12 protein-coding genes are annotated in these 14,314 nt (G+C 53.5%); 6 read left to right on the forward strand and 6 right to left on the reverse strand.

Translation table 11 applies throughout. The features are described 5' to 3' along the window. The first annotated feature begins 5 nt into the window (after positions 1–5). From AYJ59_RS02075 to AYJ59_RS02090, 4 genes are read left to right on the forward strand one after another with little or no spacing between them, the layout of a single operon-like run. Complete coding sequence (locus AYJ59_RS02075) at positions 6–539, forward strand: FMN-binding protein (protein WP_127119184.1); 534 nt, start codon at positions 6–8, stop codon at positions 537–539. Further along, complete coding sequence (locus tag AYJ59_RS02080) at positions 536–1,333, forward strand: FAD:protein FMN transferase (protein WP_127119185.1); 798 nt, start codon at positions 536–538, stop codon at positions 1,331–1,333. Before AYJ59_RS02075 ends, AYJ59_RS02080 begins: the two co-directional genes overlap by 4 nt. A 46-nt stretch (positions 1,334–1,379) precedes the next feature. Beyond that, a complete protein-coding gene (locus AYJ59_RS02085) occupies positions 1,380–1,817 on the forward strand; it encodes a hypothetical protein (RefSeq protein ID WP_127119186.1) in 438 nt (145 codons plus the stop codon). A 25-nt stretch (positions 1,818–1,842) separates the two neighbouring features. Continuing rightward, positions 1,843–2,316: a YaiI/YqxD family protein gene (locus AYJ59_RS02090; RefSeq protein WP_029938968.1), complete on the forward strand. Its 474-nt coding sequence runs from the start codon at positions 1,843–1,845 to the stop codon at positions 2,314–2,316. A 50-nt stretch (positions 2,317–2,366) separates the two neighbouring features. On the opposite strand, the gene AYJ59_RS02095 is transcribed toward AYJ59_RS02090, so the two are convergent. The 4 genes from AYJ59_RS02095 to trpB all read right to left on the reverse strand — a co-directional run bounded on the left by AYJ59_RS02095 (position 2,367) and on the right by trpB (position 10,836). Further along, positions 2,367–6,788, reverse strand: coding sequence for an EAL domain-containing protein (locus tag AYJ59_RS02095; RefSeq protein ID WP_127119187.1), 4,422 nt, complete (start codon positions 6,786–6,788; stop codon positions 2,367–2,369). 93 nt (positions 6,789–6,881) lie between these two features. Beyond that, a complete protein-coding gene (locus AYJ59_RS02100; RefSeq protein WP_127119188.1) occupies positions 6,882–8,687 on the reverse strand; it encodes a GGDEF domain-containing protein in 1,806 nt (601 codons plus the stop codon). Positions 8,688–8,775: 88 nt separating this feature from the next. Then, positions 8,776–9,585 (reverse strand): class I SAM-dependent methyltransferase, encoded by an 810-nt coding sequence (locus AYJ59_RS02105; RefSeq protein ID WP_127119189.1) that lies wholly within the window; start codon positions 9,583–9,585, stop codon positions 8,776–8,778. Positions 9,586–9,633: 48 nt separating this feature from the next. Then, the gene (trpB, locus tag AYJ59_RS02110; protein WP_127119190.1) at positions 9,634–10,836 is read right to left on the reverse strand and encodes a tryptophan synthase subunit beta; all 1,203 of its coding nucleotides are present in this window, start codon (positions 10,834–10,836) and stop codon (positions 9,634–9,636) included. A gap of 311 nt (positions 10,837–11,147) precedes the next feature. Between trpB and AYJ59_RS02115 the strand changes: the two genes are divergently transcribed. Continuing rightward, positions 11,148–11,726 carry a uracil-DNA glycosylase family protein gene (locus tag AYJ59_RS02115; RefSeq protein WP_127119191.1) on the forward strand — a complete coding sequence of 193 codons (579 nt, stop codon included), beginning with the start codon at positions 11,148–11,150 and terminating at the stop codon, positions 11,724–11,726. Between the two features lie 2 nt (positions 11,727–11,728). Here AYJ59_RS02115 and AYJ59_RS02120 read toward each other — a convergent pair whose 3' ends face one another. Further along, positions 11,729–13,030, reverse strand: coding sequence for an aminotransferase class I/II-fold pyridoxal phosphate-dependent enzyme (locus tag AYJ59_RS02120; protein WP_127119192.1), 1,302 nt, complete (start codon positions 13,028–13,030; stop codon positions 11,729–11,731). A gap of 81 nt (positions 13,031–13,111) precedes the next feature. On the opposite strand from AYJ59_RS02120, the gene AYJ59_RS02125 reads away from it, so the two are divergent. Further along, positions 13,112–13,789 (forward strand): MOSC domain-containing protein, encoded by a 678-nt coding sequence (locus AYJ59_RS02125; protein WP_206197893.1) that lies wholly within the window; start codon positions 13,112–13,114, stop codon positions 13,787–13,789. Between the two features lie 14 nt (positions 13,790–13,803). Here the strand turns inward: AYJ59_RS02125 and AYJ59_RS02130 are convergent, their stop codons facing one another. Further along, on the reverse strand, positions 13,804–14,274 hold the full coding sequence (locus AYJ59_RS02130) for a DUF2059 domain-containing protein (protein ID WP_127119193.1): 471 nt from the start codon (positions 14,272–14,274) through the stop codon (positions 13,804–13,806). Positions 14,275–14,314: the final 40 nt, after the last annotated feature.

Raw genomic sequence — 14,314 nt, forward strand, 5'->3', positions numbered from 1 at the left:
TCTTCATGTCGTCATTCAACCCTTGGTTGATCTTGCCGGTGGCCGCTATTGTGCAGCCGGCATTTGCGACCGAATATTTAACGATACCGCAGGCACAACAGGCTTTGTTTGCCGAGGCGAGTGCTTTCCAGAAACATTTCTTGCACTTCAGCGATGAAGATAAAGATCGGATTGAAGAGGTCAGCGATGTCCGGCAACGCTGGGACGAACAGCAGGTCTGGCGTGCTGAGAAGGACGGCCAATTCCTGGGGTGGTTCCTGGTTGATAAGGTCATCGGCAAGCATGAATACATTACCTATGCAGCGGCCATCTCACCGGAAGGCGATGTGATCGGCATCGAAATCATGGACTATCGTGAAACTTACGGTGACGAAGTCCGGGAAGCGTCCTGGCGTGAACAGTTTGTGGGAGCGGATGCCGCCAGTCGACTGAAGTTCAATAAAGACATCACCAATATCGCCGGTGCCACCTTGTCCTGCCGTAACGTCACCAATGGCGTGAAACGCCTACTGGTCATCCACTCTCAGCATTTGAAATGACGTGGTCCAAACGCATGCGTCCGATGATGGGCACTTTTGTCGAAGTCGGGTTTGACTCAGCGGTGGTATCGGACGTGGCGTGGGTGTTTCAGCGCGCCTTTCAAGCCTTGGAAGAAGTGGTGTCTTTAATGAGTTTCCACGATGTGAACAGCGACCTCAGCCGAATCAATGCTCAGCCCGGGCAATGGGTGAGGGGGCAGGCGCCAACGGTGGCGTTGCTGCAACGGGCCAAGCAGCTGATGCTGGATTCGGATCACCTGTTCAATTGTACGGTGGGCGGGTATCTGGTTCGAGACGGTATTTTGCCGGAACACGAGGGGTATGCTTCGGCGTTGCCGGCCGGCCGGGCAGAGGACTTAGACATCGACGGCGAAGCGGTTCGATTGCGGCGTCCGGTGTTGGTGACGTTGGACGGCATTGCCAAAGGGTTTGCCGTGGATCGTGCCGTGAATGCCATGCGGGCGTGTGGTGTTGAAACCGGTTGGGTGAATGCGGGCGGGGATTTACGCTGTTTCGGAGCAGTGACTTTGCCGGTGGCATTGCGGACGGCGGATGGTTATCAGACGTTGACGTTGCAAAACGCGGCCTTGGCGTGCTCGAATACGTCGCACAGCGAGGATTTTCCGTCGAAAATTTTTCACAGCGATGGCGGTTCGCCGGATGATGTCGAGATTTCGGTTCAAGCTGATTCTGCCTGGTTGGCCGACGGTGTCACCAAGGTGTTGGCTTTGGCTGAACCCGAAGCCCGTTCCGCGCTGGCAAAAAAATTAGGCGCCCGCCATCTAAGCCTTTAAAATGCTCGACATGCGTTTTTAAGAGTGTGATTTCAGAGAGGCAAGAATGAAAGGATATCCACCGTATTTTTTGGGCACGCTGATGTTGACCGTGGTCGTGGTGTTCGTGACCGGGTTGTTACTGATTCCGACTTTGTTTACGTTTCGTCTCGACATCGATTGGTTCAGTGATTTTCCGAATAGCTGGCGCACGCCTTCCGCGACGTTACACACCGGCATGAGTCTGTTGTTTTTGATGCTGGCCGGGGCGTTATGGAGCATTCACATGCGCTCGGGCTGGGCGCGTAAGTTGCAACGGGTCAGTGGCGGTTTGCTGGTCGGTAGCCTCTTGGTGTTGACGCTGAGTGCGTTGGGAATTTTCTATTTCGGAGATGAAGATTGGTCAATGGCCGCCAGCATCATCCATTTGGTGTTGGGAGGTGTTATGGGGTTGATGTTTGTGTGGCACTGGCAGAAAGGCCGCCGTTTGTTGATGGCGCGTTAAGATGGTGTCGTCTCAATTGCAGGGAATGCATATCTGGGTCGATGCGGACGCTTGCCCGGCGGTGATTAAGGAAATCCTGTTCAAAGCCGCAGTGCGCACCGAATGCCCGACGACGTTGGTGGCGAATCATGTCATACGCGTGCCGTCTTCACCTTGGTTGCATTTTTTACAGGTGGCGAAAGGCTTCGATGTGGCGGACAATGAAATCGTCCGGCGGGTTTCGCCCGGTGATTTGGTGGTCACGGCCGATATTCCGCTGGCGGCGGAAGTGATCGCCAAAGGCGCTCATGCTTTGAACCCTCGAGGGGAGCTGTATCAAACCAGCACTATTCAGCAGAAGCTCGCGATGCGGGATTTTATGGAGTCTATGCGCTCCAGTGGAGTGGAAGTCGGTGGCGGTCCGCCGCCCTTGAATCAAAAAGACCGTCAGGCGTTTGCCAACCATCTTGATCGGTTGCTGGCGGCGCACCGCAAACGGATGGCGTCGTCTGAGGATTAAATATCAACCGGGTGGCATGGAATCGTGATTTCAGCCAGGCCTGGATGTTTCTACAATTGGTCTGCTAGTGCGTCGATGTGTGCCAAAAGTTCGTTTTTCATGCTGTTGAGGTGGTGCAATTCGGCGATGGCATCTTCCTGCTTGCCATGACGTTTGAGCTCGATGATCAATTCGCCCAGGTAATGGACCTGGCTGTGCACTAAATGAATCGCTTCCAGTCGTTCTGTATCCTGAATCATTTCCGGCCCTTTGGCATTGAGCCATTGACCGAAACCGCAACGTGATAACTCCAGTGGTGGCGGGGCGTCGACTTGGTCATGCACGAATTTATGCAAGGTGTTGATCCAGGAGCGATGTTCGGTGGCGGCGGCGATCAGGGATAAATCCCGTTTGTCGAGTTTTTCGACTTGGTGCCAGTGTGGTGCCGGTTGCCATTGTGCCATCCAGCCCGGAATTTCCGCTGGAGGCATGGGGCGGCTGATGTGATAGCCCTGTGCCATGTTGCAGCCTAGTTTGAGCAGTAGGGTGGCCTGTTCGTCGGTTTCCACCCCTTCGGCGATGACGTCCAGATTAAAGGCATCGCCCATGCCGATGATACTTTCCATAATGGACAGGCTTTGCGGTTCGGTGTGCAGGTCTTTGACGAAACTTTGGTCGACTTTCAATTCCGTGACCGGCAGGTGCTTGAGGTAGGTCAGAGACGCATAGCCGGTTCCGAAGTCGTCGATGGAGAAGTTGACCCCCAATTTGCTGCTGCATTCCGTCATGGTTTTCGAGACGCTGAAAATGTCTTCCAGTGCGGAGGTTTCCAATATCTCCAGCGTCAGGTTACGCGCCGGAATGTCCGGGTAACGGTTCAGTACGTCACCCAAGCGTGGAATGAAATCCGGTTCCTGCAACAGTTCGCCTTCAAGGTTGATGCTGAGGTTGATGTCCAGTCCGAGTGTTTTCCATTGCTGCATCTGTTTCATGGCGGCTTCGATGACCCAGAAGCCGACGTCGATGCTGAGCGGGTGGTCGCGCAGCAACGGCAAGAAGGCGGCTGGCGACAACAGGCCTTTTTCCGGATGTTGCCAGCGTATCAGGGATTCAAAACCGAGTACATGGCCTTCCCGCAGGTGAATCTTCGGCTGGAAATAGAGGCGGAGTTCGTCGTTTTTGACGCCTTGCTCCAAAGCCATCAGTTCCTGGGTTTGTGCCATGCTGCCGAGGGTTTTTTCGTCGAACACATACACCTGGTTTTTGCCTTTCATTTTGGCTTGATACATCGCTTGGTCGGCTTGGCGGATGATTTGGTCGGCGTCCAGGTCGTTTTGCTGATTATAGAAACTGACGCCGATACTGGCGGAGACCTTGAGCAGGTTGTCTTCGAAGGTCATTGATTTATTGGCATCTTCGAGCAAGCGTTGCAATAAGGCGTCGGTTTCGCTGGTATCTTCGATGTCGAGAATTACCGCCACGAACTCGTCGCCGCCGATACGGGCGATGGTGTCTTCTTCACGCAAAGCCTTTTTGAAGCGTTTGGCGATGGTGATCAGCAGTTCGTCACCGGCTTGATGGCCGTAAAGGTCGTTGATGGCTTTAAAGCCGTCCAGGTCGATGAACAGCACCGCCAGATTCAATTGGTGGCGTTTGGAGTAGGTGATGGCCTGGTTTAGACGATCGGCCAGCAGCGTGCGATTCGGTAGGCCGGTCAAGGCATCGAAATGGGCGATGTACTCAAGTTGCGACTGTTGTTTTTTCTGGGTGGTGATGTCCGAAAACAGCGCGATGAACTCTTTCGGCGAGCCGTTTTCATCCAGAATCGAGCTGACGGTCATTTTTTCCGGATAGATTTCGCCGTTTTTACGACGGTTCCAGATTTCGCCGGACCAGGTGCCTTGGTCGAACAGTTCGCGCCAAAGTTCGGCGTAAAACGTTTTATCGTGTTTACCCGAACTGAGAACGCGTGGGGTTTCACCTAATACTTCCTCTTTACTGTAGCCGGTGATGCGGGTGAAGGCATCGTTGATATTGAGGATATGACCTTGGCGGTCGGTGATGAGGATGGCCTCTTGAGAGTGGCGGAAAACGTTGGCCGCCTGAATCAGGTCGTGCTCGGTTTGAATTTTATCGGTGATGTTTTCAATCAAACCGTCAATGGATGTCAAGCGACTCTGGTCATCCAGCACCGTATGCTGCATGACCTTGATGGCGCGTTTGTCGCCTTGTGGCGTGTTGAAGGTCAAGTCGAGCGTGTTTTCGTTTTCGTGCTGGGACACTAACTTGTCGAGGGCTTTTTTCAGGTTCTGTTGGCTGTCGTCCTGCCAGTGGATGCCCGCCAGAATGTTGGTTTTGAGCAGGGCGTTTTTCGGTTGGCCGAAAATGTCTTTGGCGCTGTCACTGATGTAAGTGATGCGACCGGTGTCCGGCTCCAAGCTGAAAACGCAATAATCCCGGCCGATTTCGTCGACAAGACGTTCGTATTGCTCTTGCTGGGATTCAATCTGTTGTTGGTCGCGTTTGCGTTGAATCATGCGCCAGAGCTCGTAAGCGATCAGTTCGGCGGCTTCTTGGTCCATGTCGGAATAAGCTGTCGGTTTATCGGCCAACCCTAGAATCATGACGACCTGCTGGTTGGCGACCACAGGGATGATCAATAGCTTTTTTGGTGTAAAACCATCGGAAAAGTCGGCGTCTTCAAGGGTGACGTCGTTCAAAATCATCGATTTCCGGTTTTGCATGACGGTTTGGCAAAAGGTGCGTTCGGTCAGCTTGATTTGTGCCAGTTGCTCGGACGAAAAACGTTCATATGCGGCTGAGGACCAGAAGGAGAGTGGCTGGTCCGGTGTGAATTCATCCAGAATGCGCACAAAACCAAGTCGGCTCTCGGTGAGTTCTTCCGTCAAGTTTAGGGCATAACGAATCAATGATTTTTTGGACAAGTTATCCACATTAGCCGGCAATTTCAGCAATATCTGGTCGCGTTGGGACTTGAAGTCCAACAGGGCTTCCTGTTGTTTGATTTGGGTAATGTCGGTGTGAGTGCCCGACACCTTCAAAGGTCTTTGGTCGGCGCCCCATTCAATGACTTTCCCTTGTGACAGAATCCAAACCCAACTACCGTTTTGGTGACGCATCCGGGTCTCCACCTGATAGAAATCGGTTTCCCCGCTGAAGTGATTACGCAAAGCGCTTTGCAAGGCTTTTTGGTCGTCCGGGTGGGTGAGTTCTTGGCGGTTTTCGAAGGTGAATTCTTCATAGGCCTGGACGTCGTAACCCATGATTTTCGACCACATATCGGTGTTGAAGTGAACTTTATCGGAAGGGACGTCCCATTCCCAAGTCACCGAGTGGGTGGCGTGCAATACATTACTGAGTTTAGTGGATTGCGCCTGGATACGATTGGCTGCCGTGGCGATACGCTGGCTGAGCAGGCTGATGCGTAAAAACGCGGCAATCAAAGCCAGGAATAAAATGAATGCCGCCAGAATTTCGAAGGCGTAGTTTTTCCAAACCATGTTCCAGGTCAGTTCGGGTGGTTTGTCATACGGTTCGAGGTGCAGTTCGCGCAGCAGATTTTCAACCGGCAGGTAGTCCAGTGGCGGGACGAACCCGGCAATGCGCGCGGCTTGAGACGTTGGACTGTCCGGGGTGAGGGAAAACAAGGCGACGGAGAGTTTGCGCACCATGGCGTCATCCACATGGGTCAGTGCCACGAATGGCCATTCGGGATAAAGCGGCGTGGACACCATGAAAGGAAAATGATCAAACTGCCGGGCGTTTAACACGGTAATCTGGTTCGGAGATAACAGGCCCTGATCAATCATGTTTTCCAGTATCCCGGTTCGGACAAAGCCGGCGTCGGCCTGGCCGTTCAGGACGGCTTCCACCACCTTGTCGTTCTGACCGACGCGCAGGAATTTCATTTCTTGAGCGGAGATTCCATGTTGCCGAGTTTCATAGATTGGAATGCGATAGGCGCCGGCATTGCTAAAAGAGGGAATCGCGACGGTCTTTTTCGATAGATCGGTGATGCCTTGAATGTCTTGCCGGTTTGCCAAGGTGAAAATCACCCCGCCTAATTGTGCAGTCGGCTGTCCGCTGTAGTTGGTTTGCAGTGTGGCAATGGCGCCGCTCAAACGGTTTTCATTGCGGACGATTTCATACAAGCTCGGATTGACAAGTAGCAGATCGAGTTTTTCCTGTCGCAACGCCTGTCGCAGATCCCGGTGGTTGAGTACCGCCAGTTGAATATTGGTATGGCCGAGTTGTTGACTGAGGTAGTCGGCCAGCGGTTGGTATTGTTGGTGAACTTTTTCCGGCGTGAGGTAGGCGTAAACGCCGAGGGTCAGGGTTTGCTGTGCATGACTGGTGAGGTAAATCAGGCTTAATGCGGTAAACATCAACGTCTGGCTGGCCATGCGGGTTCGGCTTTGGATTCTGTGCGATAAACGAGCGATAGCGCGCGCGATGGGCTGGGATATCGGCATGACGTTGGTTTTCGTATTGAAACGGTTAGTTATTGATTTGCAAAAAATTTTATCACAGCTATGGCGTTGAGCCGTGATTTAATTGTGCAACCATTATGGGTTTGGCGCGGTGCATACGCAATTTCGCCCACTGGATTTAGCCTCATACAGAGCTTGATCGATACGATGCAGTAATTGCTCCAGGGTTTCATGCGTATCCAGTTCGGCCACCCCCAGGCTGATGGTGAGGTGCGGCAGCGACTCTTCCTGAATGCGTTCAACTCGCTTGCGTAGCCGTTCGGCGATTTCGTGAGCCTGATTGAGCGGGTGATGTGCCAGCACGATCATGAATTCTTCGCCGCCGACTCGGAAAAACACGTCGGATTCACGCAGTTGTGCCGATAAGGTGTCGACCACGGTACGAAGCGCGACATCGCCCGTTTGGTGTCCGTAAACGTCGTTGACCTTTTTGAAATGGTCGATGTCGAAAAAAATCAACGACAAGGGGTGGCGATGGCGTTTTGCCAAGGAGATTTGTTGCTCCATGTAATCGTTGAAAAAGCGTCGGTTGCCGATTTGGGTCAACTCGTCAATGCGGGATTGTTCCAAGAGTTGCTGGCTGAGTGCTTCAAGCTCGGTGATGTCGACCAAGACAACAACGGCGAGGTGACTGTTCGGTAAAAAGGCGTGGGCTCTTAATTTGAAAATGTAGGTTTCATCGTGCAGGATACATTTGGCCTTGTGAATATCGTTCGGGTGTTCAAGCAAATAATCCAGCCAGAGTTGGTCGCCCATGTATTTTTGCAGGAATCCGTCTTCTTCGACAAAGTAATCGCAAATGCAACCGCGTTTGTCGGTACGGAAATTATCAAAGTGGTTGTAGAGCTGTTGGTTGGCATCAATCAAACGTTCGCCATTCGATACCAGTACGATTTCTTCTTCGGCGTTGATGATGCGCTGGAAATAATCGCGTTGTTTTTTAATGAGAAAAGTGACCAGGCCTGATAGCAATAATAATGTCAGGGTGATGTTGGCGATTAAGGTGATGTTTTTGGTGGTTAAGAGTTCCGCGCCGGCATCCAGGTGGTGAGTGGCTTCCAAGGGGTAGAATGCCAGTAGCGTACCCTGTGGTGCTTTATTCAGGTTTCGTAGCGGGATCGCAACCACCAGTTTATCCTGCCAGACGGTGGGGCGGGCGTTTTGGCTTGTCCAACGTTGTAGGTCTGCGCCGGTGATTTGTTTCATCAGCGTCGGGTTAGGGTCCAGGTTGGCGATATAGAAACCGCCTTTACGGTGTTCGCTGAACGGGTGTTGCATGGTTTGCGCAAGTTCGGGCGGCACGACGGCCAGGGTTTGGATGTGCTTGCCTTCAAAATAGCGTTGAATCGAATTGAAGTGCGAAATCAAGCACAGAAAACCTACGCGTTGCTTCTGGTGGAAAATCGGTGTGGTGATGCGAATCGTTAAATCGAAAGAATCGGTGATGATGTCTTTTCGCGGAGCCTGTAGCAACTTCAGCTCAGAAATAGGTGCATCGTTGGTACCTTCTTTCGTCCAGTTTCGGTAAACGATGTCGCCATCCGAATCCATGACCTGTACCCAAAGGTTTTTATAATTGGATTTTTGGGTGATTTGCGCAATCAAATCGTTGAAGGCCTGGTATTGAACATCGTTGTGCTCGGCCAGCAGGTGACTGACATCATTCGCCAGAGTCAACGCGATGGCCGTGGAAGCCGCTTGTTTTTCACCAATTTGGTGATAGACGTCCTGAGAAATCGTTTGGACGATGTTTTGGTGGCGAAGGGCTTCAATCTGCTCGTTAATTCGGCTGATCCAATAGTAACTGGTTATTTGAATCAGAACCAATAGGCCCAGTGTCAGGAGCAGTAGACGCTTATGTCGTACAATCGAATCGAACAAAGGGAAAAATCCTTTCTCACCTAATGGGGTAAATGAATCTTACCAAAATAACCATACCGAAAAAGTGTTTCCTGGCAGATTTTAAATTTTATTGGTTTGAATCATGAGACAGGCTCAGGGCCTTGATACTGTAAATATCGTAGCGAGTATTGGGGCTTTGCACGGTGGCATTCGGTTTGGGCCCATTCAGTGCCGGTGCCCCTTTGGGGCGTTTGACGACGACGCGCTTTTCGGCGGTATGCAAAGCCGCGGCCAGTAATGCTTCACTGTCCAAGTCGGGGCCAACGAGGGCTTGCAAGGCCTGCATGTCCTTTTTCGCGGCGGCGGCTTTTTTCTTTTCCGGGTACATCGGGTCAAGGTAAATGACATCGACGTTCGGCCGTTCCGCGCGTAAATAGTCGGCGGCATCGGCGCACACCAGTGACATGCGCTCCACAATTTGACGGATGTCTTCCGGTACGTCGGGTTGCTGGCCGCGTTCCAACGCATCGGCCAGTAAGGCGGCGACGATGGGTGAGCGTTCCACCAAGGTGACGTCGCACCCCAGGCTGGCGAAGACAAAGGCGTCGCCGCCCATGCCGGCGGTAGCGTCTAGTATGCGGGGGTGGTCCTGAATGGCCACGGCTTTCGCCAATGGTTGGCCTTTGCCGCCGCCGAATTGGCGACGATGGTTCTTTTTGCCGCCGACAAAATCGACATAAACCGGGCCGCTGGTCGGCGGGAACAATGCCAGTTTGAGCGTTTGCGCTTCGGACAAGGCTTTGGGGTCCGGCCACCAGCCGAGTGAAAAATCGCTTTGATGGCTGGATTCAGTGTTCAGCGGTAACTGTAAACGCTGTGCCAAAGCCTGTGCTTTGTCTGGGCATGGCTCGGCGTTGACGGAAAGGGTGTGCGGCATGGGACGGGCGTTCAGCTGAACAAGGCCCGAAGCCGGGCCTTGTTTCAATTATACGTTTTCGCCGAAACCGAAGTTTTCGGTGACGTAATCAATGTCTTTGTCGCCGCGACCGGACAGGTTGATGAGCAGGGTGCTGCCTGGATTCTCTTGGCCGTGCTTCATGGCCCAGGCCACGGCGTGCGAGCTTTCCAAGGCCGGGATAATGCCTTCCATGCTGGACAGTTTGTAGAAGGCGTCCAGGGTTTCCTGGTCGGTCACGCCGTGGTAGTTGACTTTGCCTTCAGTTTTCAGGAAGGAGTGCTCCGGCCCGACGCCCGGATAATCCAAGCCGGAGGCAATGGAGTGGACCGGGGCCGGGTTGCCTTCGTCGTCGGACAACAGCATGCATTTAAAGCCGTGAATCATGCCCGGTTTGCCGTACGTCATGGTGGCGGAATGCTCACCGAGTTTGGTGCCTTTGCCTAACGGCTCCACGCCGTTCAAGGTGACGGTTTCGTCTTCGATGAATCCGGCGAACATGCCCATGGCATTGGAGCCGCCGCCGACACAGGCACCGACTTGGTCCGGCAATTCGCCGACCATTTCCAAGTATTGTTCACGGGCTTCGTGGCCGACCACGGATTGGAAATCGCGCACCATCATCGGGAACGGATGCGGCCCCACCACCGAACCGATGGCGAACAAAGCGGTGTCGGCTTGCGGTACGTAAGATTGGAAAGCGGAATCGACGGCTTCCTTCAGGCTACGCCCGCCAAACGAGACCGGTACGACCGTTGCGCCCAGTAGTTTCATGCGGGTGACGTTCGGGGCTTCCTTGGCGATGTCGATTTCGCCCATGTGGATTTCGCACTCCATCCCGAAATAGGCGGCGGCGGTCGCCAAAGCCACGCCGTGTTGACCGGCGCCGGTTTCGGCAATCAGTTTGGTTTTGCCCATGTGTTTGGCCAGCAGCGCTTCGGCCATGCAGTGATTCAGTTTGTGCGCGCCCGAGTGGTTGAGGTCTTCGCGTTTCATGTAAATATGCGCGCCGACTTCGCGGCTCAGGTTGCGGGCGTAATATACCGGCGTAGGACGGCCTTGATAATGTTTGCGAATGTATTTCAGCTCATTCAAAAAATCCGCCGAGCGCCCGAGGGTCAGATACGCCTGATTGATTTCGGCGAAATGCGGTTCCAGTTCCGGCGGCAGAAAGGCGCCACCGAAGTCTCCAAAATAACCTTCGGCGTTGGGGAAATTTTTTAAATAAGACATGTCGACTCCTGCGGATGTTTTTATAGAGGGCTTTGCATGAGTGGGACACGAGGAAAAAATGAGATAAAATTTTTCTGAATTAGGCGGAAAACGAAGCTAATAGCTGGCTATTAACGAGTTTTTCAACGACATTCAGGAAGATTCTAGCCATTTTTAGCCGTGAATCCATCTCGTGCAAAGTTCTCTTATAGTTTTGATTAAGCTGAACTTGTGTCTGCAAAGGCTATAAGGATACACTGGCCGGCGAAAGATGGAAATAGTCGAATGGTAAAAATGGCCAGGCCTGGTCAAATTTTAAGGAATGCATCGCGGTGTCGAAACTGGAAACCTTGTTAACCGAAATTCGTGGGTGCCGAGCCTGTGAAGCGCATCTGGAACCGAATCCGGTGGTGCAGGCCGGCGAACACAGTCGCATCCTCGTGGTCGGTCAGGCGCCGGGGCGAAAGGTGCATGAAAGCGGTTTGCCTTGGAACGATGCCAGCGGTGATTTGTTGCGCGAATGGTTGGGGGTGGACGACACGGTGTTTTACGACCCGGACGGGTTCGCGCAAATGCCGATGGGATTGTGTTATCCGGGCAAGGGACGCAGTGGCGATTTGCCGCCGCGCAAGGAGTGCGCCCCTCTGTGGCACGAGGCCTTGAAAGCACAGATGCCGCAGATTCAATTGACCTTGTTGATTGGTCAGTATGCCCAAAAACATTATCTCGGCGCGGCCTATAAAGGTTCGTTGACGGAAACGGTTCGCGCTTATCGCGAATTTTGGCCCGATATTATCCCGTTGCCACACCCGTCTCCTTTGAACCGTCATTGGCTGAAAAAGAACCTTTGGTTTGAACGTGAGGTGTTGCCCGATTTACGCCGACGGGTGGCGTCGGTGTTGGCAACCTGAGGTTACAGCACCGTTTGCGATGTGGCTTTTATGGCCTTCGCGGTGAGGGCCGCGATTTGCGGGATTTTATCGCCAGTCAGATGTGCGACGCTGATGCGAATCGCCTTTGAGGAGCGGATGCGGAAGGCCTGGCCGGATTGCACCGCAATGCCCTCCGCGGAAAACACCTGTAACGCGAGGGCTTCGTCCTGCACCGGCACCCAGAAGTGCAGCCCTTCCCGAACCGAAAACCGTATCTGATGATTTTGCATGGCTTGGACAAATAACCGACGGCGGTTCTCGTATTCCTGGGCGACCGCGTCGAAAGCGTTGTCGTCGATCATTTTTTGCCAAAGGTGGGCGGTCAGGCGTTGTAACAACAAACTCACCCAGCGTGGTCCGGCCAGTTGGTGTTGTTTGAGTTCCGCCATCAAGCGCGGATTGCCGGTGGCGATGCAGAGCCGTAAGTCGGGGCCGAGAGCCTTACTGACCGACATCAGGTAAAACCAGTTTTTCGGTAAATCGTCGGACAAGTCCGGCAGCGGCTGCTTGGACAGTGGCCCCCAGTAGTCGTCCATAATCAAGGTTATTTTCGGGTTGCCTTCCAGAAATTGTTTCCATTCCTCGAAGCGTTGCGGCGACAGGCTGATGCCGGTCGGGTTGTGGGCGCGCAAGGTCAAAATCACACCGGCCACATCCTGATGCGATGCATCGGGCACCCGTGCGCCGTCTTCGTCCAAATCCAGCGGGATGGCTTTGAGGTGGAGGTTTTTCAGTAATGCGATGACCGGCGGCCAGCAGGGATCTTCTACCAAAACGCTCGCACCGGGGCGGACGCGTTGGCGCAGGATGCGTTCCATGGCGTCTAGGGTGCCGGAAAAAAAGCAGATTTTGTCATGCGGAATCCGTTGCGCCGCCAACCACTGTTTGGATAATGCCAACAAGGCGTCGTCGTCACGGTTGGCTTCATAACCGATTTGGTCGGTTTGTTGGCTGAACCAGTCGGCTTCCGGTTTCGGCAGTAAAGCGACATCGACATTGCCGCTGGCGAAGTCTTCCAGTCCGGTCGGAAAACTGACCGACAAATCCAGCTGTGCCGGTGGCGGGGCCACTTGGGAACCTTTTCGACCGTTGGTGACAATCATTCCGGCGGCACGCAGGTTCCGGTAAGCGGTGGCCACTGTGCTGGGGTTGACCGACATGCGTGTGGCCAATTCCCGAACGGTGGGGAGTGGGGTGCCGGGTGCCAGGTCGCCATTTTGGATTTGCGTTTCCAAATGATTGGCGATGCTTGCGGCATTGAGGGTTTTTCTATATGATTCCATACAAGTAGTTTATTGTATTAAAACAAAACTATCAACTGTGACGAGTCGCGTGTCGAGTTCTCACGAGGAAAAGGCGGAATTATGATGATCGGTAAAGTGGAAGCGGTTTTGGTCGGACGCGTGGCGGCGTTGGGTGAGGTGGCGGAAAGTGGCATGGACAAACACCCGGTGTCCGGCCCGGTGATGGCCGAACCCTTGGGGTTGGCTGGGGATCAACAAGCGGATTTGCGGGTGCATGGCGGCCCGGATAAAGCGGTGCATGTGTATCCGGCGGCGCATTATGCTTTCTGGCAAACTCAGGTGGATTCGCCGTTATTGGCCAGGCCTGGCGCGTTTGGGGAGAACCTGTCGGTGTCAGGCCTGGTGGAATCCGATGTGTTTTTCGGGGATGTTTGGCAGATCGGTTCCGCCCGTTTTGAGGTGTCGCAGGGGCGCCAACCTTGCTGGAAACTGAATTTGCGCTTCGGCGTAACGGATATGGCGCAGCAGGTGCAGAACAGTTTGAAGGTCGGTTGGTATTTGCGCGTGTTGGAACCGGGAAACGTGCAGGCCGGAGACGAGGTTGAATTGTTGGCGCGGCCGTATCCCGATTGGAGCATCGAGCGCATCATGCGGGTGTTTTATCGGGATGGTTTGAACGTTTTTGAATTGGAAGCCTTATTGGCGTTGCCATTGCCGCCGTCCTGGCATCGCACGTTGCAAAAGCGGTTGGCGTCCGGCGAATTGGAAAACTGGCAACCGCGCTTATTCGGCCACTGACATCAATTTAATAATTACTCCAATAGGTTGTCTTGCGGTGGCGGGGTGGCCTGGCGCTGCGATTTTTCATACTCGCTCAACACCTTTTGCGCGATTTCACGGCCCCAGGCCTGGCCGGCTTGCATCGATTCCCGTGCGATTTTCGGCTGTACCTTCAAGAGTTTCTGGCCGGTGGGGGTTTCGTAAAACGCATTGATTTTTTGAACGTCTTCTTCGTTCAGGTATTTTTGGTAAATCGGAATCACCAGTGCGTTGATCTGCTCCGGGTTAATCTCTTTCATAAAACTGTCCCAGAAATCATCCGGTGCATCCGGCACCAGTTTTTTCAACATCGGAATCATCTGCTGCACGATCTGGCGGGACATTTGCGTCGAGCCGGTGGTCTCCATCAACTGTTTAACGCTGTCGGTAGTGGCGGGTTCCGCGAAGGCGGACGGCAAGTGCAAAGAGAGCGTTAAAAACGGCAAGGCGAACAAATTTTTCATGGTTTGAATCCCGGTTGGCAGTGAAAGGTCATCTCAAGGC

This window comes from Thiomicrospira sp. S5, from assembly GCF_003991075.1.
GTDB lineage: Bacteria > Pseudomonadota > Gammaproteobacteria > Thiomicrospirales > Thiomicrospiraceae > Hydrogenovibrio > Hydrogenovibrio thermophilus.